The 24,627-nt window shown below is 55.3% G+C and carries 13 protein-coding genes; 8 read left to right on the top strand and 5 right to left on the bottom strand.

Annotation, left to right across the window (positions count from 1 at the left end; translation table 11 throughout):
• Positions 1–283 precede the first annotated feature (283 nt).
• A complete protein-coding gene (rpoB, locus tag Poly41_RS21745; RefSeq protein ID WP_146528830.1) occupies positions 284–4,006 on the top strand; it encodes a DNA-directed RNA polymerase subunit beta in 3,723 nt (1,240 codons plus the stop codon).
• Positions 4,007–4,175: 169 nt separating this feature from the next.
• Positions 4,176–8,558 (top strand): DNA-directed RNA polymerase subunit beta', encoded by a 4,383-nt coding sequence (gene rpoC, locus Poly41_RS21740; RefSeq protein WP_231615836.1) that lies wholly within the window; start codon positions 4,176–4,178, stop codon positions 8,556–8,558.
• Between the two features lie 197 nt (positions 8,559–8,755).
• Here rpoC and Poly41_RS21735 read toward each other — a convergent pair whose 3' ends face one another.
• Entirely contained in the window at positions 8,756–11,614 is a 2,859-nt protein-coding gene (locus Poly41_RS21735) for an FG-GAP-like repeat-containing protein (RefSeq protein WP_146528829.1), read from the bottom strand.
• A gap of 132 nt (positions 11,615–11,746) precedes the next feature.
• Here Poly41_RS21735 and Poly41_RS21730 point away from each other — a divergent pair, with 132 nt between their 5' ends.
• Together Poly41_RS21730 and Poly41_RS21725 are read left to right on the top strand one after the other, a co-directional pair.
• Positions 11,747–13,333 carry an FG-GAP repeat domain-containing protein gene (locus Poly41_RS21730; RefSeq protein ID WP_146528828.1) on the top strand — a complete coding sequence of 529 codons (1,587 nt, stop codon included), beginning with the start codon at positions 11,747–11,749 and terminating at the stop codon, positions 13,331–13,333.
• Positions 13,330–14,679: a tetratricopeptide repeat protein gene (locus Poly41_RS21725; RefSeq protein WP_146528827.1), complete on the top strand. Its 1,350-nt coding sequence runs from the start codon at positions 13,330–13,332 to the stop codon at positions 14,677–14,679. The genes Poly41_RS21730 and Poly41_RS21725 overlap by 4 nt, the downstream gene beginning before the upstream one ends.
• 3 nt (positions 14,680–14,682) lie before the next feature.
• Here the strand turns inward: Poly41_RS21725 and Poly41_RS21720 are convergent, their stop codons facing one another.
• Positions 14,683–15,945, bottom strand: coding sequence for a radical SAM protein (locus tag Poly41_RS21720; RefSeq protein WP_146528826.1), 1,263 nt, complete (start codon positions 15,943–15,945; stop codon positions 14,683–14,685).
• Between the two features lie 101 nt (positions 15,946–16,046).
• Between Poly41_RS21720 and Poly41_RS21715 the strand changes: the two genes are divergently transcribed.
• Positions 16,047–16,733: a DUF2293 domain-containing protein gene (locus Poly41_RS21715; protein ID WP_146528825.1), complete on the top strand. Its 687-nt coding sequence runs from the start codon at positions 16,047–16,049 to the stop codon at positions 16,731–16,733.
• Positions 16,734–16,803: 70 nt separating this feature from the next.
• On the opposite strand, the gene Poly41_RS21710 is transcribed toward Poly41_RS21715, so the two are convergent.
• Together Poly41_RS21710 and Poly41_RS21705 are read right to left on the bottom strand one after the other, a co-directional pair.
• Positions 16,804–17,379: a hypothetical protein gene (locus tag Poly41_RS21710; protein WP_146528824.1), complete on the bottom strand. Its 576-nt coding sequence runs from the start codon at positions 17,377–17,379 to the stop codon at positions 16,804–16,806.
• Between the two features lie 202 nt (positions 17,380–17,581).
• Positions 17,582–18,808, bottom strand: a complete 1,227-nt coding sequence (locus Poly41_RS21705; RefSeq protein ID WP_146528823.1) for an amino acid aminotransferase — start codon at positions 18,806–18,808, stop codon at positions 17,582–17,584.
• A 241-nt stretch (positions 18,809–19,049) separates the two neighbouring features.
• Between Poly41_RS21705 and Poly41_RS21700 the strand changes: the two genes are divergently transcribed.
• The 3 genes from Poly41_RS21700 to Poly41_RS21690 all read left to right on the top strand — a co-directional run bounded on the left by Poly41_RS21700 (position 19,050) and on the right by Poly41_RS21690 (position 22,602).
• Positions 19,050–20,555, top strand: a complete 1,506-nt coding sequence (locus tag Poly41_RS21700) for a glycoside hydrolase family 88 protein (protein ID WP_146528822.1) — start codon at positions 19,050–19,052, stop codon at positions 20,553–20,555.
• 419 nt (positions 20,556–20,974) lie between these two features.
• The gene (locus tag Poly41_RS21695) at positions 20,975–21,850 is read left to right on the top strand and encodes an RNA polymerase sigma factor (RefSeq protein ID WP_146528821.1); all 876 of its coding nucleotides are present in this window, start codon (positions 20,975–20,977) and stop codon (positions 21,848–21,850) included.
• On the top strand, positions 21,847–22,602 hold the full coding sequence (locus Poly41_RS21690; protein ID WP_146528820.1) for a hypothetical protein: 756 nt from the start codon (positions 21,847–21,849) through the stop codon (positions 22,600–22,602). Before Poly41_RS21695 ends, Poly41_RS21690 begins: the two co-directional genes overlap by 4 nt.
• Positions 22,603–23,453: 851 nt before the next feature.
• On the opposite strand, the gene Poly41_RS21685 is transcribed toward Poly41_RS21690, so the two are convergent.
• Positions 23,454–24,578, bottom strand: a complete 1,125-nt coding sequence (locus Poly41_RS21685) for an HD domain-containing protein (protein ID WP_146528819.1) — start codon at positions 24,576–24,578, stop codon at positions 23,454–23,456.
• Positions 24,579–24,627 lie beyond the last annotated feature (49 nt).

Here is a 24,627-nt window from a genome sequence, read left to right as displayed (position 1 = left end):
CGGTTTCAGAGTGATCACAGGCCTAGCTGTTGCGTTTCGCGTCAAAATCTTCCCCGTTTTACCGCTTTTCTGGTGTTGTTGGCCCAGTGGATGCGGCAATTTCTTGATTCCTCGGCCCGAGTACTTTCTCGCGTCTGAAGGTTTGCGCTCAACGTCTCGACTGGCCTTTTTGTGTATTTGCGATTCGCTTCGGCACCGTTTGATCGAAAAACGTTTCGTGTAAAACGCAACCTCATTTCATCCGGGCCGCCAAATTTGGCCTCCTAAGGAGCACTCACTCAAGATGGCAACTACGACCAAGCGTCGCCTTGAACCCACCAGCGTTCGTCACTTTGGAACTGGACTTTCTACCTTTGATCTTCCCGATCTGACCGAGCTTCAAACGGCCTCCTACGCAGATTTCCTGCAGGCGGACTCTGAGTCGCTGCAGCGTGACGCAGCCGGTTTGGAAGGCGTGTTGCGAGAGATTTTCCCAATCGCCAGTTATGACGGCAACATCACGCTGGACTATCTCTACTATGAATTGGGGAAACCTCGCTATACCAGTCAGGAGTGTCGTCAGCTTCGGCTCACCTATGGCCGTCCGCTACGGATTTGGTTGCGACTCAACCGCGAAGAACCGGTCGAAGAGGAAGTCTATTTAGGCGATTTGCCGATCATGATGGGCGGAGGTGAGTTCATCATCAACGGTGCCGAGCGGGTCGTGGTGAGTCAATTGCACCGTAGCCCTGGCGTCGACTTTGTTCTCGAACAAGACACGACAACGGACCGCAAATTGCCAAGTTGCCGCGTGATCCCTGAGCGGGGGTCTTGGATCGAAGTGAATGTCACGAAGAAGGACGCCTTGACGGTCCGCATCGACCAAAGTGGTAAGTTTGCCGCGACCACGCTGCTTCGCGCGATGGACCCGCGTTTTTCCACCGACGCGGATTTGCTCTCCGCCTTCTACGAGACGATGACCATCAAGATCAGCAGCGGCAAAAGCGCTGCGAAGATCGAAGGCAAGATTGCTGTCGACGACGTGATCTACTCAAGCGATTCGGATCGTGCCGGTGAGATCATTGTCGAAGCGGGCCACAAGATCACGAAGGAAGTGGCCGAGACCATTTGTACCGCCGGCGTCAAAAGCGTCGACTGCATGGAATCGCCAAAGATCCCGCTGATCTTCAATACGTTGATGGATGACAACACGGCCAGCCACGAAGAGGCGCTGCTGCGGATTTACCAACGGCTCCGTCCGGGCAACCCTCCGCAGCTCGAAAAGGCACGCACGCTGTTCCAGGAAAAGTTCTTTGACGAGAACCGCTACCGTTTGGGCAAGGTTGGGCGTTTCCGACTGAACCGCAAACTGGGGATGGAGATCAGCGAAGAGGAAATGACGCTGCGTCCCGACGACATGATCTCGGCGATGAAATACTTGATCAACTTGTTCGACCCCGATTCGGGCGCCGAGATTGATGACATCGACCATCTGGGGAACCGCCGCCTTCGAACCATCGACGAACTTGCCTGCGAAGAACTTCGCAAAGGTTTCTTGAAGCTTCGCCGAACGGTTCAAGAGCGGATGAGCATCAAGGATGCTCAGGATATGTCCCCTCGTTCCCTGATCAATCCAAAGAGCGTTTCGGCGGCGATCGATTTCTTTTTCGGTCGTGGCGAACTCTCACAGGTCGTTGACCAAACCAACCCTCTTAGCCAACTGACGCATGAACGCCGTTTGTCGGCCCTCGGTCCGGGTGGTTTGAACCGAAAACGCGCAGGCTTCGAAGTCCGCGACGTCCACATTTCCCACTACGGTCGTATTTGTCCGATTGAGACTCCGGAAGGCACCAACATCGGTCTGATCAGTTCGCTAGCCATTTATGCTGGCGTCGATAGCTACGGTTTCTTGGTGACGCCCTACCGCTTGATCAAAAACGGCAAAGTCGCTGACGAGGTCAAATGGCTTCGCGCGGATGAAGAGAGCGAATCGTACGTCGCTCCGGCCGATACCGAAGTGGTCGGCGGGGCTTTGGTTGCGGGTCCGAACATGATTGCCCGCTTCCGCAGCGACTTTGAAATCGTTCAGCCCGAGCAGGTCGATTACATGGACGTCGCACCGAGCCAGATGGTCGGTGTTTCCGCCGGCTTGATTCCATTCCTCGAGCATGACGATGCGAATCGCGCGTTAATGGGATCGAACATGCAGCGGCAAGCGGTGCCGTTGTTGGTTGCGGAGCCGCCGATTGTTGGCACCGGAATGGAACGCGAAGTGGCACGCAACAGTGCGATGGTGGTGCGTGCTCGTCGAGCCGGCAAGGTGACCTATGCGGATTCGACGCGAATCGAAATTGGCAGCGATCACTATGAGCTGAAGAAGTACCAAGGCCTAAACGAACGAACGTGCTTGAATCAAAAGCCAATCATCAACGTCGGTGACAAGGTCGAAAAGAACCAGATCATCGCAGATGGTGCAGCCACTCGAAACGGCGAATTGGCGCTCGGACGAAACGTGTTGGTCGGCTTCATGTCGTTCGACGGATTCAATTACGAAGACGCGATCATTATCAGTGAGGAATTGGTTCGCAACGACACCTACACGTCGATTCACATCGAAGATTTCGATGTCGAAATCCGCGAAACCAAACTGGGTCGAGAAGAGTTCACGCGGGACATTCCAAACGTATCGGAAAAGGCGCTGCGAAACTTAGATGAAACCGGGATCGTCAACGTCGGAACCTACGTCAAACCAGGTGACATTCTGGTCGGGAAGGTCAGCCCCAAGAGCAAGACGGAACTGACTCCTGAGGAGAAATTGTTGCACGCCATCTTCGGGCGTGCTGGCGAAGACGTGAAAAACGATTCGCTTGAAGTTCCTTCCGGGATCGAAGGGATTGTCATCGACACCCAAAAGTTCTCGCGTCGAATGAGTCTTTCGGAAGATGAGCGAAAGGTATTCGAAGCGGATCTTAAGAAGGTCGAGAGCGAAGGCAACACCGAAGTCGCAAGCACCTTTGAGTCGCTCGTACGCGAGCTTGAAGAGGCGGCGGGGGTCAAGCTGTCCGATGCGACCGGCACACCGCTGGCCGATGGACAGGACCCGAAGTTTGTGGCAGAGCGGGCGATCAATTTCCGGATCGACCATATCCTCGACCAAGTCAAATCGGCCGACAAGAAATCAGAAGTCCAAAAGGTCTACGACCAGCAATGGTCGAATGTCGAAGCGTCCATCGATGCTCGCGATCGCCGGCTCAACAGCATGAAGCGGGGCGATGAGCTTCGTAGCGGCGTGTTGCAGATGGTGAAGGTTTACATTGCCACGAAGCGAGTCATTAGCGTCGGTGACAAAATGGCGGGGCGTCACGGTAACAAGGGTGTGATTGCCAAGATCTTGCCGATCGAGGACATGCCGTTCTTGCCGGATGGAACCCCCATCCAAATCATGCTCAACCCACTCGGCGTTCCGAGCCGGATGAACGTGGGACAGATTTTGGAAACTCACCTCGGTTGGGCGGGGGCAAAGCTTGGTTTCCAAGCGATCACTCCCGTCTTCGACGGAGCAAGCGAAGAGGACATCAACCAGGCGCTTGCCGAAGCAGGGTTACCGGCTCACGGCAAAATCCGTTTGACCGATGGTCGAACCGGCATACCGATGGAACAAGAAACCACCGTCGGCTACATCTACATGTTGAAACTGCATCACTTGGTCGATGACAAGGTTCACGCACGTAGCACCGGTCCGTACTCGCTCATCACGCAACAACCGCTTGGCGGAAAGGCTCGTTTTGGTGGCCAACGCTTTGGCGAAATGGAAGTCTGGGCACTCGAAGCTTATGGTGCCGCCTACATTTTGCAGGAGTTGTTGACGGTCAAGAGCGACGATGTCGAAGGTCGAACGAAGATCTACGAGTCGATGGTCAAGGGCGAGAACACGCTCGAAGCCGGTACGCCAGCGAGTTTCGATGTACTGACGAACGAGATCCGCGGTCTCGCGTTGAACATGCAACTCGAAAAACGACCGATCTAGGCAAGCGACCTGCGGTCAGCGATTCGCTTTCAGCAACAAGCCCCTTACCGACGTCGACAAGACCTCGGTCATGATCACAACTAGCCGAAGTCTTCCGACTTTGGCCCTCCAACCAGCAGCAAGCCAACACCGCCATCAGCTAAAAGTCCTAGCTAGGAGCCTCAATAACATGTCGATTAGCGAAACTAGCAACTACGATCGCATTAACGACTACGCATCGGTTCGCATCTCATTGGCGCGACCTCAAGACATCAAGAGTTGGTCCTTCGGCGAAGTCAAAAAGCCCGAAACGATCAATTACCGAACCTATCGCCCCGAAAAAGACGGTCTGTTTTGCGAGCGAATTTTTGGACCTGAAAAGGACTGGGAATGCGCTTGTGGAAAGTACCGGGGCATGAAGTACAAGGGAATGATCTGTGACCGCTGTGGAGTGAAAGTCACCCACAGTCGCGTGCGACGAAAACGGATGGGCCATATCGAATTGGCCGCGCCGGTTGTCCACATTTGGTTCTTCAAAGCGATGCCGTCACGGCTCGGCAATCTGTTGGACATGAAGACCAGCTCACTCGAGAAGGTCATCTATTTTCAAGACTATGTCGTCATTGAACCCGGCCAAACGGAACTTGAACCCCGGCAATTGTTGACCGAAGAAGAGTACCGAGCCGCACGGGCTCAATATGGTAATGAGGCGTTTGAAGCGGACATGGGTGCCGAAGCGGTTCGCAAACTGCTCAACAAACTCGACCTCGTCCAGTTGTCCGACCAACTTCGCGTGGATCTCCACGAAACGGGATCGAAACAGAAAAAGAAGGACTTGATCAATCGCTTGAAGATCGTCGAATCGATCCGCGATAGCGACAACCGACCCGAGTGGATGGTACTGGACGTGATTCCAGTGATCCCTCCGGATCTGCGCCCGTTGGTGCTGTTGGACAGCGGCAACTTTGCGACCAGCGATCTCAACGATTTGTATCGCCGAATCATCAATCGCAACAACCGCTTGCGCAAGCTGGTCGATTTGAATGCTCCGGAAGTGATCATTCGTAACGAAAAGCGAATGCTCCAGCAATCGGTTGACGCGTTGTTCGACAACAACCGTTGTAAGCGGCCTGTACTCGGGTCATCGAATCGGCCACTGAAGTCTTTGACCGACATGATCAAAGGCAAGCAGGGGCGTTTTCGCGAAAACCTGCTGGGCAAACGAGTCGACTATTCGGCACGAAGCGTGATCGTGGTGGGGCCCCGCTTGAAGCTGCATCAATGTGGTTTGCCGAAGAAGATCGCGTTGGAACTGTACCAACCGTTCATCATTCGACGCCTCAAAGAACTCGGGCACGCCGATACGATCAAATCGGCGAAGAAGATGCTTGAACGCAAGGACGAAGAGGTTTGGGACATTCTCGAACAGGTGATCACCAACCATCCTGTGCTGCTGAACCGAGCACCGACACTTCACCGAATGGGGATTCAAGCCTTCGAACCGACGCTGGTCGAAGGCAACGCCATTCACCTGCACCCTCTGGTCTGCAAAGGCTTCAATGCTGACTTCGACGGTGACCAAATGGCCGTTCACTTGCCGCTTTCGATTGAAGCGCAAGTCGAAGCTCACACCTTGATGATGAGCACCAACAACGTTTTCGCTCCGTCCAACGGTAAGCCAATCATGAGTCCTTCGCAGGATATCGTGATGGGTTGTTACTACATGACAATGGAATTGCCGGATCGTCGCGGTGAAGGCATGGTCTTTTCTGGCTATGACGAAGTTGACTTGGCCACCTCGCAAGAAATCTTGAACGTTCACGCGAAGATCAAGATGCGGTTGCCCAAGTTCCAACGACTGAAAACAAAAGACGATTCCGCCAAGTATGGCGAAGTCATCGATACAACCCCTGGACGTGTCCGCTTCAACGAAATGCTTCCCACGGGGATGGATTTCTACAACTACCCGATGCGAAGTGGCGACTTGGCCAAGGTGATTAGCGATTGCTACCAACGCTTGGGCCGCAAGGCAACGATTCACCTGCTCGACGACATGATGCAGATGGGCTTCCGTGAATCGACCCGCAGCGGCTTGTCCTTCGCGACCGACGACCTCGTCACACCCGATACGAAACAGCAGTTCATCAAGGACGCTGAGAAAGAGGTCATGAAGCACAAGAAAGCGTATGACCGCGGCTTGATGACCGGTAAGGAACGCTACAATCAAGTGCTTGACGAATGGACCAAAGCACGTGAGTCGATCACGACCGACATGATGACTGCGATGGAAAACGACATCCGCGAAGGCGGCTGGTACGTTAATCCGGTCTTCCTGATGTCACACTCGGGTGCTCGTGGTGGTATCGAGCAAATTCGACAATTGGCGGGGATGCGTGGTTTGATGGCCAAGCCAACCGGCGAGATCATCGAAACGCCGATTAAGGCAAACTTCCGCGAAGGCTTGTCGGTGTTGGAGTACTTCTCTTCGACGCACGGTGCTCGGAAAGGTTTGGCGGACACCGCACTCAAGACAGCCGACAGCGGTTACTTGACACGTAAGCTTGCGGACGTGGCCCAAAACGTAGTCATCACGATGGACGACTGTGGCACCACCCAAGGGATTACCAAGGGAGTCGTCTACCGAGGGGAAAAGGTCGAAGTCAGCTTGGTCGATTCGATCAATGGTCGGATCAGCCGACAATCGATCGTCAATCCAGTGACCGACGAAGTGATCGTTGCGGAAAACCAAATGATCACACCTGAGATTGCTCGCAAGATCGAGGCGATGGGCTTGGAAAAGATCCAAGTGCGTACGCCGATGACTTGCGACGCCCCCTTAGGCGTTTGCCGTCGCTGCTACGGCATGGACATGTCGACCGGTTCGATGGTCGAAGAAGGTATGGCGGTTGGGATCATCGCGGCACAAAGCATCGGTGAACCGGGCACCCAGTTGACCATGCGGACGTTCCACATCGGGGGTAGCGTCAGTAAGCAGATGGAAGAGTCCGACATCAAGAGCAAGAAAGCGGGGATCGTCAAGTTCACCCGCATGCGAGCGGTGCGGAACACCGAAGGCCACAGCATTGTGCTGACCCGAAACGGCGAAATCTCGCTGGTCGATGACCGCGGTCGTGAAATCGAGAGCTATCCGGTGCCCACCGGAGCGATGCTGATGGTCGAAGAAAACGACACCGTCGAAGACGGCCAAGTGCTCTGCGAATGGAACCCCTACTCAATCCCGATTTTGTCGGAAGTCGAAGGCAAGGTTCGCTTCGAGGACGTCGTCGAAGGCGAAACGATGCGTCAAGAACGTGAACCGAGCGGTAACATCCGGATGGTGATTGTCGACCATAAGGGTGACTTGCACCCACAAATTGTGGTGGAAGACAACGAAGGCAAGGCACTGGATGTTCAATACTTGCCCGAACGGGCAACCATCATGTCCAAGGAAGGCACCAAGATCACACCCGGTATGGTGCTGGCGGAAATGCCACGCGAAACGGGCGGTGTCTCGGACATCACGGGGGGGTTGCCGCGAGTCACGGAGATTTTCGAGGCTCGAAAACCGAAGGACCCTGCGGTTATTTCCGAAATCGACGGCGAGGTCGAAATCCTTGCCGAAAAGAAACGTGGCAAGCGAACGATCGTCGTACGAAGCGAATCCGGCATCGAACGCGAGCACTTGGTGCCTCACGGAAAGCACTTCCAAGTCCACAGTGGAGACATCGTCAAAGCCGGGCAGGCACTCGTCGATGGTCCGCTTGTTCCGCATGACATTTTGCGGGTCTCTGGCGAAGAAGCCGTTCAGCAATACCTGTTGCATGAAATCCAACAGGTGTATCAGTCTCAACGTGTGGAAATCAATGACAAGCATTGCGAAATCATCATCGCTCGAATGCTGCGTAAGGTGAAGATTGAAAACCCGGGTGACACGAATCTGTTGCCAGGCTTGGTGATGGACCGATTCCAGTTCCGCAAGGCAAACCAAGATCTCGCCAAATGCATCAAGATCTCGAATCCTGGAGATAGCGATTACAGCGAAGGCACGATCATCCCGAAGGATGCGCTCGAGCAAGCCAACGCAGAAATCGAAGCTTTAGGGGGAACGCTTGCAAAGGGCAAGCGACCCAAGTTTGCCACAGCCAGCACGCAGTTGTTGGGGATCACGAAAGCGGCGGTCCAATCCAACAGTTTCATTAGCGCTGCGTCGTTCCAAGAAACGACGAAGGTGCTAACCGAAGCAGCGTTGGCCGGCAAAGTCGATAAGCTGGTTGGTTTGAAGGAAAACGTGATCTTGGGGCACTTGATTCCCGCTGGTACCGGTTTCCGAATTTTCCAAGAAGGCGAAGTCAACTATCGTCGCGAAGCACTCGAAGAGCTTTCCGCAGCACCGGTTGCCAGTTTGGAAGAGAGCTTCCCACTGCTGAACGCTGCGGACGAAACGGCGACCGATTCTGCTCAGCCGGGACCGGCTGCCAAAACGGCCCCCGGTGACCTTGGCACGGGGGAAACCCCAAGCTCGGGCGGCGGCGATACGCTCGACAGCATGTTCGGAGCCGGTGGTCAAGAGTAGACGCCATCCCAGAGACCAAGCACAGGTGTTTCTTGAGTGCTCGAAGCACCTGTGACTTGTCTCAGGCAAATCGATGAAACGGCTTCGGCGTCCTGTCGAAGCTTTCGTGGTTGCCTTAGCTGGACAGGGCCACGTCGTGGGCGATTTAACGTGGTCCACCATCTGGCGACGGTGGCTACGTTAAAGATCAAAATGCTCTAGAATCTCAAGAACGGTGGCTCCCCTTCGATGATCAAATAGCGGTGACCAAGGGTCAGACCCTCCGAGAAGACTTGCGTTGCACCCGATGGCCAATCGATTTGGGCCGACTCGAAGTTGGCAGGGTCGCCGAGCGAAATCTCCAACACGGGTTCGTCCGTGCACAGGTACCCATCGCCGGCGATGACCCATTGTTTGTGTTGCTTTCCATCGAAGGTGACCGTAATGATCGCCCCAATGGCATCCCGTTCGCTTTCCGTGCCGACCAACTCAAACTGCAGCATGTTCTCGTTGCTGATCGTTTGGTTCTCTAACAAGACGGCGGGTTCGCTGACATGGCTGACCAACAGATCGAGTTTCTTATCTTGGTTGTAGTCAAGTGACACCATCGCGCGACCCAAGTATTCGCCAGCCCAATAGTCCGACGTCGCCTCGGGCCGGACGGGTTCAAAGGTCTTCCCGCGGCGCATCAAACATTGGGGGGGCATTTCATACGGACCGTCGCGAAGGTTGTCGATGTGCCCATTGGTGAGAACCAAGTCGAGCCAACCATCGCGGTCCAAATCGATTGCTTTACACCCAAAACCTAGCAAGGAGCGAGTCAAAACATCGAGGCCAAAACGAGCAGGTTGGTCGGTGAAGGTCCCCATCGGGTTCTGCAAATAGAAGCTTGCTGGCTCGATCGCGAAGTTACAGATAAACAGATCGAGTGTCCCGTTACGATCAAAATCACCCCCCGTAATTCCCATGCACGCAGAACTGACCCCTTCGCACGAATTTGCGATCCCCAGCAAATCGGCCAGATTGCTCCATTGGCCGTCCTTGCTCCTTCGCAGCAAATGATTTGGCCTCGCATCATTACCAACGAAGACTTCGTTGCCACCACGGCTGTCGAAGTCCGTAATGAACACACCCAACGAACTGGCAGGGGTTCCCACCGCCGGATCGATCGCTTGCCCCTTAAAGGTACCGCCCGGTTGTTGCAAGAAGACGCGATCCGATTCCGCAAAGCACATCCGCGGCGTCTTTTGGAAAACCCGCCCTTCACGATCCGGCTTCGCTCGCACGAAGATATCATCCAGTTCAACGTAGTTGGATTCGAACAGATCCGGCAGACCATCACCGTCAACATCCGCGATGGCGACAGACATCGTGTAGAGGCCCTCGAGATAGGGCTGCTGACCTAGCTTTTCAACCAGCCGATCATAATAGGAGGCACGTTGAGAACCGATTCGTTCGGTACGTTCCGAAAACGAGCCATCTCCGTTGTTGATGTACAACCGATTGACGCCAAGATTACCGACGAACAAATCAGCAAAACCATCTTGGTTGACGTCGCCTGCTGCGATACCACACGCATAGCCCGTATCGATCACGCCAGCCATTTCGGTCGTGGCAACGAATTGATTACCCAAGTTCCGAAACAGGACATTGGAATGATCCGTTTCCAGGTCAGGTGGGCTGCATCCCGCTTGCCCAAAATAGACGTCGGGTCGCCCGTCGAGGTCATAGTCAATCACCGCCAAGCCCGATCCGAGTGCTTCGTGCATCCGTAGCGGCGAATCGTCTTCGGGGTCTTTGGGCAGCAACGTAAAAAGCAATCCAACCTTCGCCGCGACTTCGTCGAGAACCGGGTTGATCTGCTTGGCCAACGGGGCATCGTCCTGCGATTTCGAAATCGGATCGGTTTGTTGCTGAGGGCTTTTGCTCCGGACCAAGGCCTCGCGAAGCCGAGCGGTGATAGCGGGTTGATAGGGAAAATCGTTGGGATTCAGGGCAATGAAGTGGTGTTCCGTGAGTGTCTGTTGCAAGTCTTGCCTCATCCGCAAGTCGTTCATCTGCTCAAGCACCTGCCGTCGCTGCGCCACATTGGCGGTGCTGAGTGATCGGAGAGTCCACTGCAACGATTCGAGTGGCCGGCCAAGTTTCAAGATTCGCATCGCCAATTGCCGTTGCTGGTCCGCGTGGGCTGACAGATCGAATCCAGGATTATCCAATTCGCTCAGGATCTCGGCCTCACTGAGCAACAAGCCTCGATGCCAAAACTGTTCTCCTTCCTCCATCTCGCCGATCGACCGAAACCACGCGGCGATGCGTTGATAACTGACTCGGTCGGTGGGGTTTCGCCGAATCGCCTCCAGCGTTGCACCGATCGCTGCTTTGTGTTCTTGCTCGCTGGCGAGCCAGATCCCGACGGCAGCCCAGAAATTGGGTTCGGCTCGCGATGCTTTATCGCTGTTGAGGAGCCACGCAGGGATCGCGTCGAACTTTGACGACTCACCGAGAATCCGACCATAAAGAGCCTCCGCGGCGGCGGATTGGAATCCTGCGGACGCTTCCGATTCAAGAGCAAGCTGGGCGGCAGCATATTGGCGGCGGCTAAAATAGCGAAGTGCGGCTGCAAGCCCTTGCTCCACTTCGTCCTGTGCCAAACTCGATGCCACCATGGAGTCCGCTGCGGTGATCGGCGGCTCCGGCGGATAGGCCAGATGGCGCCGAATCAGCGACAATGATTCGTCCAACGTCGCTTGCCCGGCTGCGGTCAGGATGTCGGCATGCAGCGATGCTTCGTAGCGGCGCCCCTGGCGGTTCAGCAGTCGCCAAAGCTCATGGTGAAAGGCAGCGTTGGATCCTTGTTTTTCCAGTGCCTGGGTGAGCTTTTCGATCTTGGCATCGTCGCTTGGCTCCACTGCCGAATTGGGGGTTTCGAGCGACCGATCGTCGGGACGGCTGGCAACGCTTGAACGCGAAGTCGACGTGTCGACGGCGGTCGAGTGCGCATCCTCGCTGCTGCACCCACCACAGAGCAAGCCTACGGTCAGCGACAGCGTGCACAAAAGAGCCAGCGGGGACTGCATCCGAGTGATTTCCTTGTTCGATTCGACACGATGCTGGTACGATAGCGTGGACGGCTTTGGTACGGTTTTCGGTTGTTCGGTATTCTATCAGAGCATTTTATACTGTGTTTCCAAAATTGCATGTGAACTTCCATGGACAAGTGCTTGGACTTGACAATCATCGGCCTGGTTTCGTGCCTGATGATCGGCTGTGGCGGATCGGACGTGAAGACCGCTTCACGAACCGGGGCGGCGAAGCGAAGTGCGGTTGCGAAAGCACCGACCGATGCCGTTGCGATCACCTTGTTCTGTAGCGATTGCCATCCCTTCCCCAATCCCAATCGGTTTGCGAAAGACCGCTGGCAGGAACAAGTTGAACTTGGCTTTCGCATCTATCGAGATTCCCACCGCACGGATCTGACGCCGCCCGATTTTGATGCGACCCTTGCCTTTTTCCGCGATCTTGCACCTGAGGAAGTTCAGATCCCGATTCCGGAACGCAACCTGGACACGCGTTTCGACGCTTTGGCGATTCCATGGCCAATCAGCGATTCGCTCAGTGCGGTTTCGAGTGTCGTCCCGATCGATGCGGACGACCTTTCGGCTGGCTTGCTGTTGACGGACATGTGGACGGGCCTGGTCGCCCAGTTCGAACTTCCACCTGCCTCGGAGCAACGTGCGGAGCTCGCTTCGATCGAGGTCAAGCAACTTGCTCGCTTGGCTCATCCTGCCCACATCGAACCGGCCGACCTGGATCGCGACGGTGTGACCGATTTTGTCGTCGCCGACCTGGGCACGTTGAATCCTCAACCCGAGCGGCAAGGCAGTGTTTGGTGGCTACGCGACGATGGCAGCGGATCGCTCAAACGCTTGCCGTTGCGACTCGGCTTGGCTCGAGTCGCCGAGGCGCGGCCGATCGATTACGACGGCGATGGGGACCAGGACTTGTTGATCGGTGACTTTGGACTGCACTTTGTTGGCGACATCTCCGTTGGGATCAACACGGCCATCGAGCAAGGAATGCCACGGTTTGAATGGTCTGTCACCGATCCGAGACCCGGGACGATTGCGTTGCCGATTCTTGACTTTGACCAAGATGGACGGGTCGATTATTTGTCGTTGGTGACCCAACAATACGAGATGGTGGAATTGCACCATCAATTGGGCGACGGAAGCTATCAAACCAAACTGATTCACACGACCGGGGATCCCGCATCCGGATCAAGCAGCATGGAGGTCGTCGATTTTGATCGCGACGGCGACTTGGACGTGCTCTACACCAATGGCGACACCTTTGACGACACGTTTGCGAAACCATTTCATGAAGTGCTTTGGCTCGAAAACGAGGGCAACTTTCCATTCAAGCCGCACCTGATCGCATCCATGCCCGGTTGCTATCATGCAACGACCGCCGATTTCGATGGCGATGGGGACCTCGATGTTGCCGCCGTTGCACTGCTGAGCAAGCAAGAGGTCGGTCGCTATGCGGAGGACACGTTCGACGGGATCGCATGGTTCGAACAAATCGATGGCGATCGCTTTGTCCGGCACAGCATCTTGTTGAATGTCTGCGAGGCAGCAACCTGCATGGCATTGGATTGGAATGGGGATGGAGCCATGGACCTTCTGGTTCCTCCCTGTGACACCCAATATCAACCCCGGACCGAGTTGACGGTCTATCTCAATCAAGGGACTTCGGATTCCGAAACCGCACCGATCGACGCAGAGGAGCCACGATGAAATCGAAAGAGAGATCTAGCCACACATCATCGGAGCATCCATCAACGAAGTGGCGTTTGTCGCGGAAGATCGGCGTGATCGCGGCCGTCTTTTTGATCGCAGGTCTTGGCGGATACTGGACAGTTTATCGGGCTCAGTTTTTACGGGCCGAGCGAGCGTTTGCCAATGGCAACCTTGCTAAAGCAAATCATTGGTTTCAAAAGGCGAGTCGCTGGGAATGGAAGAAGTCGCACTCGACGTTCGGGCTAGCGAGGGTCGCAAGCCGTGAAGGTGATGTCGATCAAGCCAAGCGATTGCTCGTCGTCGCCGAGAATCTCGGCTATTCACCTGCCGCAATTGCCTCACAACGCAATCTGTTGCAACTGCAAAGCGGAGCCGGTATATCGCCGGACACGCGCATTGACCCCAGGAAACAACTCACTCAGGCGGAAGTCGATCGTCAACAAGCTTACATCATTGGGTTGTCCGTCCTTGGCAATTACGAACAAGCCATCGAGGTCGCCGATGCATGGATCGACCAATCCTTGGACCGCCCCGAGCCCTATTGGTTGAAGGCCCAGTTGCTCAGCGAGCATGGCGATGATAAAGCAGCCCGACCGTTATTCGAACAAGCCCTTGCGATCAATCCCGATTTCTTGCCCGCGATTAGCGGTCTTGCACGTACGCTCAACGTGCTCGAACAACGCAGCGAAGCCAAACTTCAATACGAATCGGTGATTTCACGCTTAGGCGACTTCGTCGACCTGGGAGACCTATCCGCAGTGGGCGCTGACATGTTGCTGCAAGCCCGTCTGGAAAAAGCAAAGATCCAATTGGATATGGGTGAAACCGATCCGGTCATCACGGACTTGGAACAACTGGTCCAAGAGGTGCCGATGAACTTTGCTACCCGTTTTCTATTGGCGACCGAGTATGCCAAACAGAACAAGAGTGGAAAAATCATCGAGGTCATTGAGCCGATTCTTCCCAAATTCCCAGACGACATTTCGCTGAACTACTTGATGGCAACCGCCGAATCCGAGCGAGGTAACTTGGCGAGATCAACCGAGTTGATGGACAAGTACCTCAACGGGCGAGCTCAGCTCGATCAGTTGACGCGGCTGGAATTCGAAGGACGCAATCAACCGCCCGATCCCAATCTCTACACCGCGATTGCACAAGGCTACCTGAGATACAAATGGGATGAAGCCGAGCCGTGGCTCGAACGTGCTCTGCAGCTGGATCCCAATTCTCCCGTGATCCTTGCCGGTATCGCCGAATTCTACAAGAAACTGGGCGACCAGGCCCAGTACAGGCGCTACGCTACCGCTGCACAGCGTTTGGCCGAGAGCGGCTTTCGGGGCTAGCCCTCACAAAATCGGCAAGTCACTTTCGCTCTTTGCCTCGTCCCGCGCCGCATCCGGGTCTCGATACTTGGCGGTGTCAAAGTGTTTTGAGTAGGTCTGAAAATCGCTGAAGGCGTACTTCTTGGCCCAGCGATAAACGAAACTCCGCTCTGGGATCTCGTCACCCGGTTGGTATTGGCTCCGTCGTGGAGAGATCGCCTTCAACTCTTCGATCACTTTTGCTCGTGCGGTGGTGTCACGGGCTCCGTGCTTTTCCACCAGATCAACCAACAGATCGGGACGCTCCATGATCACACATCCGCGAGTGTGCTCCGCAGTGACTTGACGAAAGTCTCGCAAAAATTCGGACTGATTGAACGTATCGGCAAGCGACTGCTGATCATGGATCGATTCCTTGGCCAATTGAATGACGGGACAGGGCTCGATGTCACCCCATGGACCGATGTGATGGGTAAACCCGGTCACGGCCGGACACAACGCGTTACCCGCATCGTCATGATACGCGTCGACGACGATAATCGGCTTGTTGACTCGGGTGTCGACAACGAATTGACGCACGCGACGCTGCTCTTCACTCGAAAGCGCCAACTGAGGGTTCGGCTCGGGTCCCACGGGTCGATAGATATGGAACCAACAATACATGACGCCCATCTCGATCAAGCGGTCGACCCATTGGTCCCTCACGAGATCGTCGATGTTGGTCTTGCAGACGCTGGTACAAACCCCCACCAGCAATTTGTTTCGCAGCGCCGCCTCGATCCCATTCATCGTATCGCTATACACGCCACCACGCCCCCGCCGTGTGTCGCTGACGATTTCCGAACCCTCGACACTGATCAGCGGAGTGACGTTGCCCAATCGGCGAAGTTCTTTGGCCACCTCGTCGGTGATGAAGTGACCGTTCGTGAAGACCTGAAAATAGACGTCTCGGTTCGCCTCAAAGATCTTCATGAGATCTTTGTGCATGAAGGGCTCTCCTCCAAGGATCCCAAAAAAGCAGTTGCCCATCGCCTTCGATTCCGCGATCACCTTGTTTGCTGCGTCCAATTCAATCCGATGCTGCTTCGCACCGACGTCGACCCAGCACCCTTGGCAGCGAAGATTGCAACTATTGATCACCGACAAGTAGATAAAGGGTGGAAAGAATTCACCACGCTTTAACCGACGTTTGTGCTTGTGGACACTCCAAAGGCCTCGAACGCCCAGCGTCCACGCGGCTTTCGCCAGCAGCCGCTTATCGGTTTCCATGAGAAATCGACGGGCCATTCGCAGGTACATAAAAACACTCTTTCTTGCGGAGCTGTGATTTTGTTAATAGGGTCGGACGCTTTGTCTTTCGCTTCTCCCCCAGCTTAGCCAACCCTTTGATGAGCAACCAGACGTTTCTTCCAGGATCAACCGTCGACACCGTCCGTGACAGCGAAGGCAATGTCCATCGGCCACCTGCCGATTGGGCATTGCTTCCCCCCGGCGACGCAGCCCTGACACGACGTGTGAAGGCTGCCGGAGACCATTGGATCGTACAGGAAAGGAAAGGTCGGCGCACGTTTTCAAAGGGAATCTGGGCCTCGGCCGATACGATTGGGCGGATTCGCGGTGAATTGGACGTAGAGCGATCGACGGAAAGCTACGCCAAACGGAAAGCTGCCGACAAGCAGCGTCGCGATAAAACACAAGCTGCCTATGTCGATGAGTTTTATGACTCCGTTTTGAACTTTCTTGACTTCCATCCCAGGTATGCGGATACCGCAGCACGGATGGCTCGCGCCATCACCACCCATGCGACTCCCGTCGGCAGTGGCACCGTTGCTCGAACCAAGCGTATCTCGGTCGACCAACGGGCCGAAGCGGCTGTGATCGCCTGGATGCGGCATCAAACCACCGCCTACGATTCGATGGTCATCCCGAGGGTCAAGGGCAAGCGGAGAGAGGTCCGCCGCATGCTCGCTGCGCGATCCAAGCAGCTGCTCATCCGTTACCGGCGAGGCGAGTCGATTGACAAGGATTGTCCGCTGCAAATCGCTTCCGCGTCTTCGAACCCAGCGGAAGGCTGAAAACCAACAAAACAAGCCGACCTTATCGGCCGGCTTGTTCGTTGATTCGCAATGTCGCAGGTCAAACCGCTTAGTTCAACATGCCCTGAACGTCCTTCATGATTCCTGCGATGTCGATCTCGTTGGCCGCGAAGGTCTTGGTCGAGATGATCTGGCTATCATTGGCCACAACGACGGTGATCACCGCCTCGGGCGAGATTTTGTAGTTGGCTGGGCCGGTTTTCGAATCCTTTGCAACCACCAAAGGCACGTGCTTGGCCGAAGTTGTTGCTGCCAACTTTTCTGCGTTCGCTTTCAAGGCTTCTGCGTCATCACCTAACAAGGTGACCAAACCCTTCAGCTTTGCATCTTCGTTCTTTGAAACTGCCGAATCCAATTGCTTCAACAACTCAGGCATCTTACCGCCGGTGTCGCGAGCAAACACCATCACCATCGGACGCGAACCGTACCGGCAGCGGTAACAGAGTTCTTGCCCCTGCTCGACGCCATCGTCTTCTGCACCCGCAACCTTGGTAACGTAAAAGGCACCGATCGAGTCGCCTGCCTTCAAGCAGGAATCGTCGCAGGTTGCTGCGGATTCGTCTGCCAGCGCCGGGGTGGCAATCATCGCAAACGCCAACATCGATCCATAAAACAAACGTGACATGCAGTGTTCTCCAATTTTCGAAAAGTAGAGTGAGATTCGATCTGAAAAGGTTTCGCTACGAGATCAATGGACAACCCGAGTCGGCATCCGCCATCGATCTCGTTGCTCGTCCAAGCATTATCGCCTGCTCGGCTCAACGGCAAAGGGCCTAAAAATAAAAAACTTGAAGTCCGAGCGTCTGTTCCGCCGAGAATCGCGTGATTTACGACTCCAAAACCGCGGCGACCGCGTCACAAAGCTGCTGCATTTTTTCCTCACTCATGCCGGCAACATTGATCCGGCCGCTGCCGACAATGTAAATGCCGTGCTTCTGCTTGAGTTGGTCGACCTGCATCGGCGTCAAACCGCTGAACGAGAACATCCCACGCTGCGGAAGCAGGAACGAGAAATCGTGCCCTTGTCCCGTCGTTTTCATGGTCGTGACAAAATCGGTTCGAAGCCGCGTGATTCGCTGACGCATCTGCTCGACTTCCCCCTTCCACTGATCGGTCAATTTGGCGTCGTCCAACACGGTGGCCACGATTGCACCACCATGCCGTGGCGGATTGCTGTAATTGGATCGCACAATTGCTTTCAATTGGCTCTGCGATGCTTTCATGGCACCCGCATCGGCCGCGATCAAGCAAACCGCACCGACACGCTCGCTGTAGAGGCCAAAATTCTTCGAAAAGGATGTGCAAACGATCGCTTCGTCGACCGCATCAAGAAGCGTGTACAGCCCCAAGGTGTCCTCGGTCAAACCGTCCCCGAATCCTTGATAGGCAAAATCGATCAACGGCAAGAGTTGACGCATCGCAACCGTTTCGGCGATCTGCTTCCATTGGTCTGGCGTCGGGTCGATCCCGGTCGGATTGTGACAACAAGCGTGCAGCAGAATCGCGTCTCCAGGCGATGTCTTGGTGTCCAGGTCTTCGATCATCGCATCGACGTCGAACGATGTTCGATCACTACCCAAATAACGGTAGGTATCGCTCGGCAACCCAGCGGCATTGAAAATCGCTGGATGGTTGGCCCAGGTCGGCGAGGACATCCAGATCCGGATCGGCGACAATTGAGTCACCAAGAAATCCGACGCCACACGCAGAGCCCCTGTACCGCCTGGACTCTGCAGCACCGCGATCCGATCGGCCTCGACTCGGTCACCAAACACGAGTTGACGAACGTGTTCCCGGTACGCCGGCAATCCATCGATTCCGAGATAGCCCTTGGTCGATTCGTCATCGATCAACCGCCGCTCGGCTTCCTTGACGCATTCCAAAATGGGAGTTTTACCCGATGCATCCTTATAAACCCCGACGCTGAGGTTCATTTTATTGGGGTTCGTGTCGGCCAAAAACGCTTCGGTCAAGCCGAGGATGGAATCGGGTGGAGCGGTCGAAACCGAGGCCAATCGTTGCGAGGCGGGTGTGTTTTTTGCGGACGCAGTCATAGCAGAACTGGGAAATTGAGGGTGAAAGGCAGCGGACGTGGCACAGCCCGCAAACGGCCAAGATCGTAATCCAAAAGGCAAAAACCGCCTATAACCGTTCTTCCAAAATTTTCCGTAGGGAACCCACTCGCAGGCGTTTTGATCGCTCGATCACGGCCTTGCGGCCTCCACATGGCGAGCCCCGATCAAGTAACATGGGGCTGAAAAGACGGCATCCCACCCTGACCCACGAACCCACCCAATGAAACGGCGACAATTTCTTTTGTTCAGCGGCATGAGCTCAGCCATGCTGACATCGATGCGACCACTTTGGGCATTTCAACCGCTGGCATCAAAGCATTACCCCGCAACGATCGATTCGGCTCCCGAGGTTTCGGTTCCCTCATCGCAGCGAGCGCCGTTTGGTTGGACGACAGCAACGATTGCCAGTCCGAGTCGCGAACCATTGTTATTGTCTTGGCCGAGTTTTCCAGAAGGAAAGGTACCGACCCACCTGCGAATCGCCGTCGCACTCGACGAGCGTGACGAAAAGATCATCGAAGCATTTTTGCCGAAATCGAAGCGCGTGCTCGGCACGATGTCCATTCGATTTCCAGCCCAGTTTCAATTGCATCAGCTTGCCTTAGATCCGATGGATGCCGCAGACATTCGAAGCGAGGGCATTGGACTTCGAGTCACCAAGGGAAGTGACTTGGAAGTCTTTCGTGCCGGCGATTCCTTACCGGTGACCCTCAGACCGCATCTGCTCACTCCTGGTACGTCCCGTGTTCAGGACGAGTACCTGGCCAGGATGAATTCGCTTGCGGTGATCCAATCGTTTGGGTGGATGGAAGGATGCGTGCTGGACGGGCTACTCGATTTGTCCGAAATGCCCCCGTACCACAATTTGAGAGCGTCGGCAGATCAGCATTTGGGGATGTTTATTCAAAACGAATCGCTGATCTATGACGGTCCTCGCTCGAATCCAATGGATGGGCGCGTCTACGGGATCGAAGGCTCGCTGCCATTCGCAGCACTGGCGCGGACACAGCCGGATAGCCCGCTGTTGGAGATTGCCATCGAATTTTGGCGATCACGTCGTCGTGACAATGGCGAGATTAGCGATGGGACTCTGACCAGCGAAGGTGCCTACACAGTCGGCTACGCGATGGCGGAGGTTGCCAAAGCACGTGGATCGGACGAGCTGATGCGGATCGCCCTGGAACAATCACGTATCCGGCAGCAAAAGCTGTTTGATGGCACGGCATTCGACCGAACGCTGAGTGATGAAGGAACTCGTGGCAATCGAAACTGGGCACGTGGGATCGCTTGGCAGATGTTAGGCTTGGTGCGCACACTTCGAGTGGCCAAGGATCGAGAGGACATTGCGGACTTGGTGACGATGCTGCAACCGTTTGCACAATGGACGATTGAGATGCAGCGTGACGACGGGCTGTGGAGCGTGTTTGCCGACAAGCCGAACCTTGCTCCCGACACGGGTGGCAGTGCCGGGATCGCTGCGGCGCTCGCGATCGCCGCCCATCAGGGCTGGCTCGAGCAGGATGCAGTCGCCGCCGCCACGAAAACACTGTCTGGCCTGCAGCATCATCTAACCCCCGATGGATTTCTCGACGGCGTGGCGCAATCAAACAAAGGAGGCGAATCGTTACAGCGGGGTGATTATCGCGTCATCTATCAAATGGGGATGGGGTTGATGGCACAATTGATCGCCGCCTTGCAGCCCAGCCGTGCGGTAAATGCTTCGTGAACTTGTCCATCCCGCCAAAGGTCATGCAGTTATTGAGTTGTTGATTGAAAAAGACTTACAAGATTTACCTCTCCCTTTGGGAGAAGTCGAGCCTAAGCGAGGGAGAGGGAAGACAGGCTGCGATGACAACATGAAATTCCAGCACGGTTTCTATACCGGCCCTCCCCCTCGCTGCGCTCGACCCCTCCCGCTGCGCGGGCAGGGGTGGCTGGATACCTAAACACTGTGTTAGTCACGACTTAAAAACTGCACGACCTCAACGTGGTGGAGGTGACATCGCTAAGCTCCCACGGAAAAACAAGTTAAAACCTGCACGACCTTGGAAATCGGGGGACAAGGAAGCCAGAGAGGAGACGTGTCCTTTTTTTGATTTTCCGCGCGCGACTTTGGCGTCTCGCCGCTCTATCCTAGTAGATGCAATGGAAATCCTTGAAAGAAACGAACCGAAGGGGCTGTCTGACGCCAAACGTGCCCTGCTCGCCCAAGCGTCCGACGAGGATTTGCTCGACGCCTGGGACCGCGATCACCAAGGGGCGGCGTTGGCGGTTCTGATCCAGCGGTACAGCGCAATGGTTTTGAGCGTTTGTCGGCGCCGATGCCGCTGCGATGCGGATGCCGACGACGCTTTCCAGTCGACATTTTTGTATCTCGCAAAAAATGCTAGGAAAATCCGCCATCCCGAGCGGATCGGTGGATGGCTGCACCGAGTCGCCCAGCGAGCCGCGGTGGCGGCATGCCAAATCGCTAAACGAGAGACCGAGCCGATGGTCGAACCCACTTCAACGTTCTTGGATCCATTTGAGCAGTTGCCACGACGGCACGAAGCGATGGTGCTCGATGAAGAACTCGCCGATTTGCCCGAGCACTATCGCAGCGCCCTGGTGATGCATGTTTACGAAGGCCGCACGCTCGAACAAGTGGCGAACGATTTTGGCACCTCGACCGGTTCGATTCGTGGGCGGCTGCAACGAGGCAAAAAAATCCTCGCGCGGCGGCTTCGCAGCCGTGGTGTCGTCCCCGTGTTCGCCTTCGCAGCGGCCACGGTCACCGCAGTGGCAAGTTCTACGGCCTCGGCCGCCAGTCAATCGCTTGTCGGTTCCACTACGGCAGGCGACATGCCCGACCCACCCATCGACCTGACCGTGCTAGACAAATTGCTCGGCGAAGGAGTCCGCGTGGGAACAAGCGTCTATGTGGCGACCGTAATGATTGCCGGAACTCTGCTGCTTGGACTTGTTACGGTCAGCGCCCAATGTTGCGATTGTCGCCGCGTTTATACGGAGCCTTCTCCATGAACTGCATCAAAATGAACATCCCACCCTATCTCGCCGCATACCTTTCGCGATTCCTCCTCCCGCTCGGCTTGACCCTCCTCGCTGGTTCGTTTTGCCATGCCGACGAGGAACACTCCTCGCTTGATCGCGCGTTGTCTGATTGGAAAAATCGTGCTTGCCGCGCCGTTTCCATGACCTATGAACTGAACGGAACGGCGATCACCCAGGCGAACTCGATCGAGCTCGATGACGCAAATTTCCAATTGACCGGCAAAACGGTTCCCCCGGAAGATCGCAGCGACCCGATTGAACGGACGCTCATTTATGAACCATCATTTCCCAACCTATTGATTCACTCCAATTTCACCTGGTACCAACTTGATGGCACTTGGGGACCGATGATCGATACCCAGTACTTGAAAGGCAACCGAATGAGAAATAGCAAGACGCGAGTTCACTGCGACCTTCAGAACGAATATCGCGTGAACGAAATGGAGATCCTTATTGATGGCAAGTTGGTGCAGACGGCAAAGATTCAGTACGCCGGCGCCGCCAGCACGGCCGACGATCACGTTTCGCGTCTGACGGTCAATCGGTTCAGCTTCTTTAACGACCGGTACCATTTGAGTTACCACGTTACAACGGAGCAGTGCGAACTACGAACCCGGCCGCTTCCCGCATCGACCTTCACGCTAACACCGCCGGAAAATGCATGGTATCGAGACCTGAGCACACACCGGCTTTTGCCGTTTGTCGCTGAACCGGCGAACTAATATTCCTATACCGTCCTTGTATTCTATCCGGAACTCGGCTTTTCAAACCGGAGACGTGGGCCTGAATAGACGTCTGAAGACAACAAAGCGGAGTAGACAGATCGTCGCTCCGCTTGCGGCTGAAGCCTGAACTCCAGCGCACGTTGGAGCTTAGCCTTTAGGCGAGTCGGTACGGCCAATCTCTTCCGCCACTTCCTTGTGAGGTGATCACGTCGATCCCCGGTCCGGTCACGGCGTTGGGATGCAGTGAGGAATCTCGGTTCTTTCTCGCCGGATTCCTTGATGGACAGATCCAAGTCTATGACGCAGCCACGGCAAAGTGGGTCGACGAACTCGATACGCAGCATCGCGAGCGGGCAATAGAAATCACTGGCCCTTTCTATTCTGACTTGATTTTCACGGACCCAACCTGCGACACCTTCCTGGTGGCTGCTCGAAGACTAAGTCCCCACCAAAATCAAATGACGTTCCTCACTTATCAGCCGAATGCAAGAAACGCTCAACAATCGATGGTTAGCATTCTGCCTGCGGGAACCTATTTTTCGGGCTATCCGTTTGATTGGAATCTTCAATCGCCGGTGGAATTCCTGTTTGCAAACAAGCAAAACAGACAAGGATTTCCGCCTTTCCGTTTGAGGCTATCGCGGACTCATGGAGGCGTCCCCCACGCACACCGACCGCGGAGTGGTCGCAGGACCTCCGTCTGCCCTCTGCGATCCCTCCAGGATCGGCGTGGCGCTACCATTGTCCGTGGCCATCGCTGGCGTTCAGCCCACGGCTACCCTCTGCGAGCCCTGACGGGATCAGACCCGATGTTGATCCCCTCGACCGCTCGTTGGTCACTTGTCGCGTTAACCAAACATCTCTTCAATTTGTTCGATGTAGTCGAGTGCTTCTTCGGGCGATCCGACGAGGGCCCCCGAGACGCGACCGCCACGATCGCATTGGCCAAGTAGACGCAAATCGTCAAACCATGGATGTGCGGCGAGCCTTTTCCGTCGCCGCGCTCCGAGCGTGTGGTCTGCTAACTTGTGGGCTTCCATGTGATGCTCGATCAGCCATCGGGTTCGCTCCGAAATGAAACCCTCGAGCGCCTCGAGCCCCGCGGCGACGTGTTCGTCGGGATCGATCGCTTTGCCAATGTCATGCAGAAGCGCCGCCAGCAGAAATTCCTCATCGTAGGGCATCACATCTTTGGCCAACTCAAAGACCTGCATGCTGTGAAACAAGGCATCACCTTCGGGATGATAGCGGGGACTTTGCCGTACGTTTTCAAGTGGCACCAACAACGCCAAGAAGACTTCGCTCCGATCCGGCAAGGTATCCATTTGGATCAGCCGATCGGTCTGTTGATCGGGATCGACACCATGTTCCATCGCGATCAGCTTTTCGAGCTCGCTCAAGCCAGCACGCTCAATCGCTTTGTTGGTGATCGAACTGCGGAATCGAAATCCCAATTGCGATGGGTGGTAGACGGTCAACTCAATTGGAAAAACATCTTTGACATGCAGATGGGTGTAGACTCGTTGCTCGTTGTTCTTGACGACACGCTTCCGCTGCATCTCATAAAACACGCCAAGCTCGTCAAGCAGCAGCGTGATCGAGTGGACATTGGCGGCAAAGACATGCACGTCGATGTCGGATCCTTCGCGAATGCTACCCGTCAATACACTGCCGATCAGCTTGGGATGAAACGGCATCAGTTTCTTGAGCCACCAAACGGCGCGAAGTCGCATGTCCCGCAACCGCTGGCTATGCTGGTCCGCCCCTTCGTTCAATCGGGCTAGCAATTGAACTTGTTCGCGGATCTCTGCATTGCTGGGCAAATCGGAGGGTTTGACCCAGCCTTTGTGAACTCGCTTGGCCGCTTTCTGTTTCGCGACGTAATACTCTGCAACCTCGCGAGAATACATCAAACGGGCCGCTTCCCACGCAATTTGGCGGCGAAGCTTTCTCGATGGCGAAGACGAAGACATGGACGGGGCTCGACGATGCAAACCCGACGGTATCGTAGAAAGAAGTAAC

The organism is Novipirellula artificiosorum (assembly GCF_007860135.1).
Classification (GTDB): Bacteria; Planctomycetota; Planctomycetia; order Pirellulales; family Pirellulaceae; genus Novipirellula_A; species Novipirellula_A artificiosorum.
The sequence above is the reverse complement of the archived record's forward strand: the minus strand, read 5'-3'. Positions and strand labels throughout refer to the sequence as shown.

Excerpts from the sequence above, each read along its gene's own strand:
- rpoB (WP_146528830.1), top strand. The coding sequence starts at position 284 with ATGGCAACTACGACCAAGCGTCGCCTTGAACCCACCAGCGTTCGTCAC.
- rpoC (WP_231615836.1), top strand. The coding sequence starts at position 4,176 with ATGTCGATTAGCGAAACTAGCAACTACGATCGCATTAACGACTACGCA.
- Poly41_RS21735 (WP_146528829.1), bottom strand. The coding sequence starts at position 11,614 with ATGCAGTCCCCGCTGGCTCTTTTGTGCACGCTGTCGCTGACCGTAGGC.
- Poly41_RS21730 (WP_146528828.1), top strand. The coding sequence starts at position 11,747 with ATGGACAAGTGCTTGGACTTGACAATCATCGGCCTGGTTTCGTGCCTG.
- Poly41_RS21725 (WP_146528827.1), top strand. The coding sequence starts at position 13,330 with ATGAAATCGAAAGAGAGATCTAGCCACACATCATCGGAGCATCCATCA.
- Poly41_RS21720 (WP_146528826.1), bottom strand. The coding sequence starts at position 15,945 with ATGGCCCGTCGATTTCTCATGGAAACCGATAAGCGGCTGCTGGCGAAA.
- Poly41_RS21715 (WP_146528825.1), top strand. The coding sequence starts at position 16,047 with ATGAGCAACCAGACGTTTCTTCCAGGATCAACCGTCGACACCGTCCGT.
- Poly41_RS21710 (WP_146528824.1), bottom strand. The coding sequence starts at position 17,379 with ATGTCACGTTTGTTTTATGGATCGATGTTGGCGTTTGCGATGATTGCC.
- Poly41_RS21705 (WP_146528823.1), bottom strand. The coding sequence starts at position 18,808 with ATGACTGCGTCCGCAAAAAACACACCCGCCTCGCAACGATTGGCCTCG.
- Poly41_RS21700 (WP_146528822.1), top strand. The coding sequence starts at position 19,050 with ATGAAACGGCGACAATTTCTTTTGTTCAGCGGCATGAGCTCAGCCATG.
- Poly41_RS21695 (WP_146528821.1), top strand. The coding sequence starts at position 20,975 with ATGGAAATCCTTGAAAGAAACGAACCGAAGGGGCTGTCTGACGCCAAA.
- Poly41_RS21690 (WP_146528820.1), top strand. The coding sequence starts at position 21,847 with ATGAACTGCATCAAAATGAACATCCCACCCTATCTCGCCGCATACCTT.
- Poly41_RS21685 (WP_146528819.1), bottom strand. The coding sequence starts at position 24,578 with ATGTCTTCGTCTTCGCCATCGAGAAAGCTTCGCCGCCAAATTGCGTGG.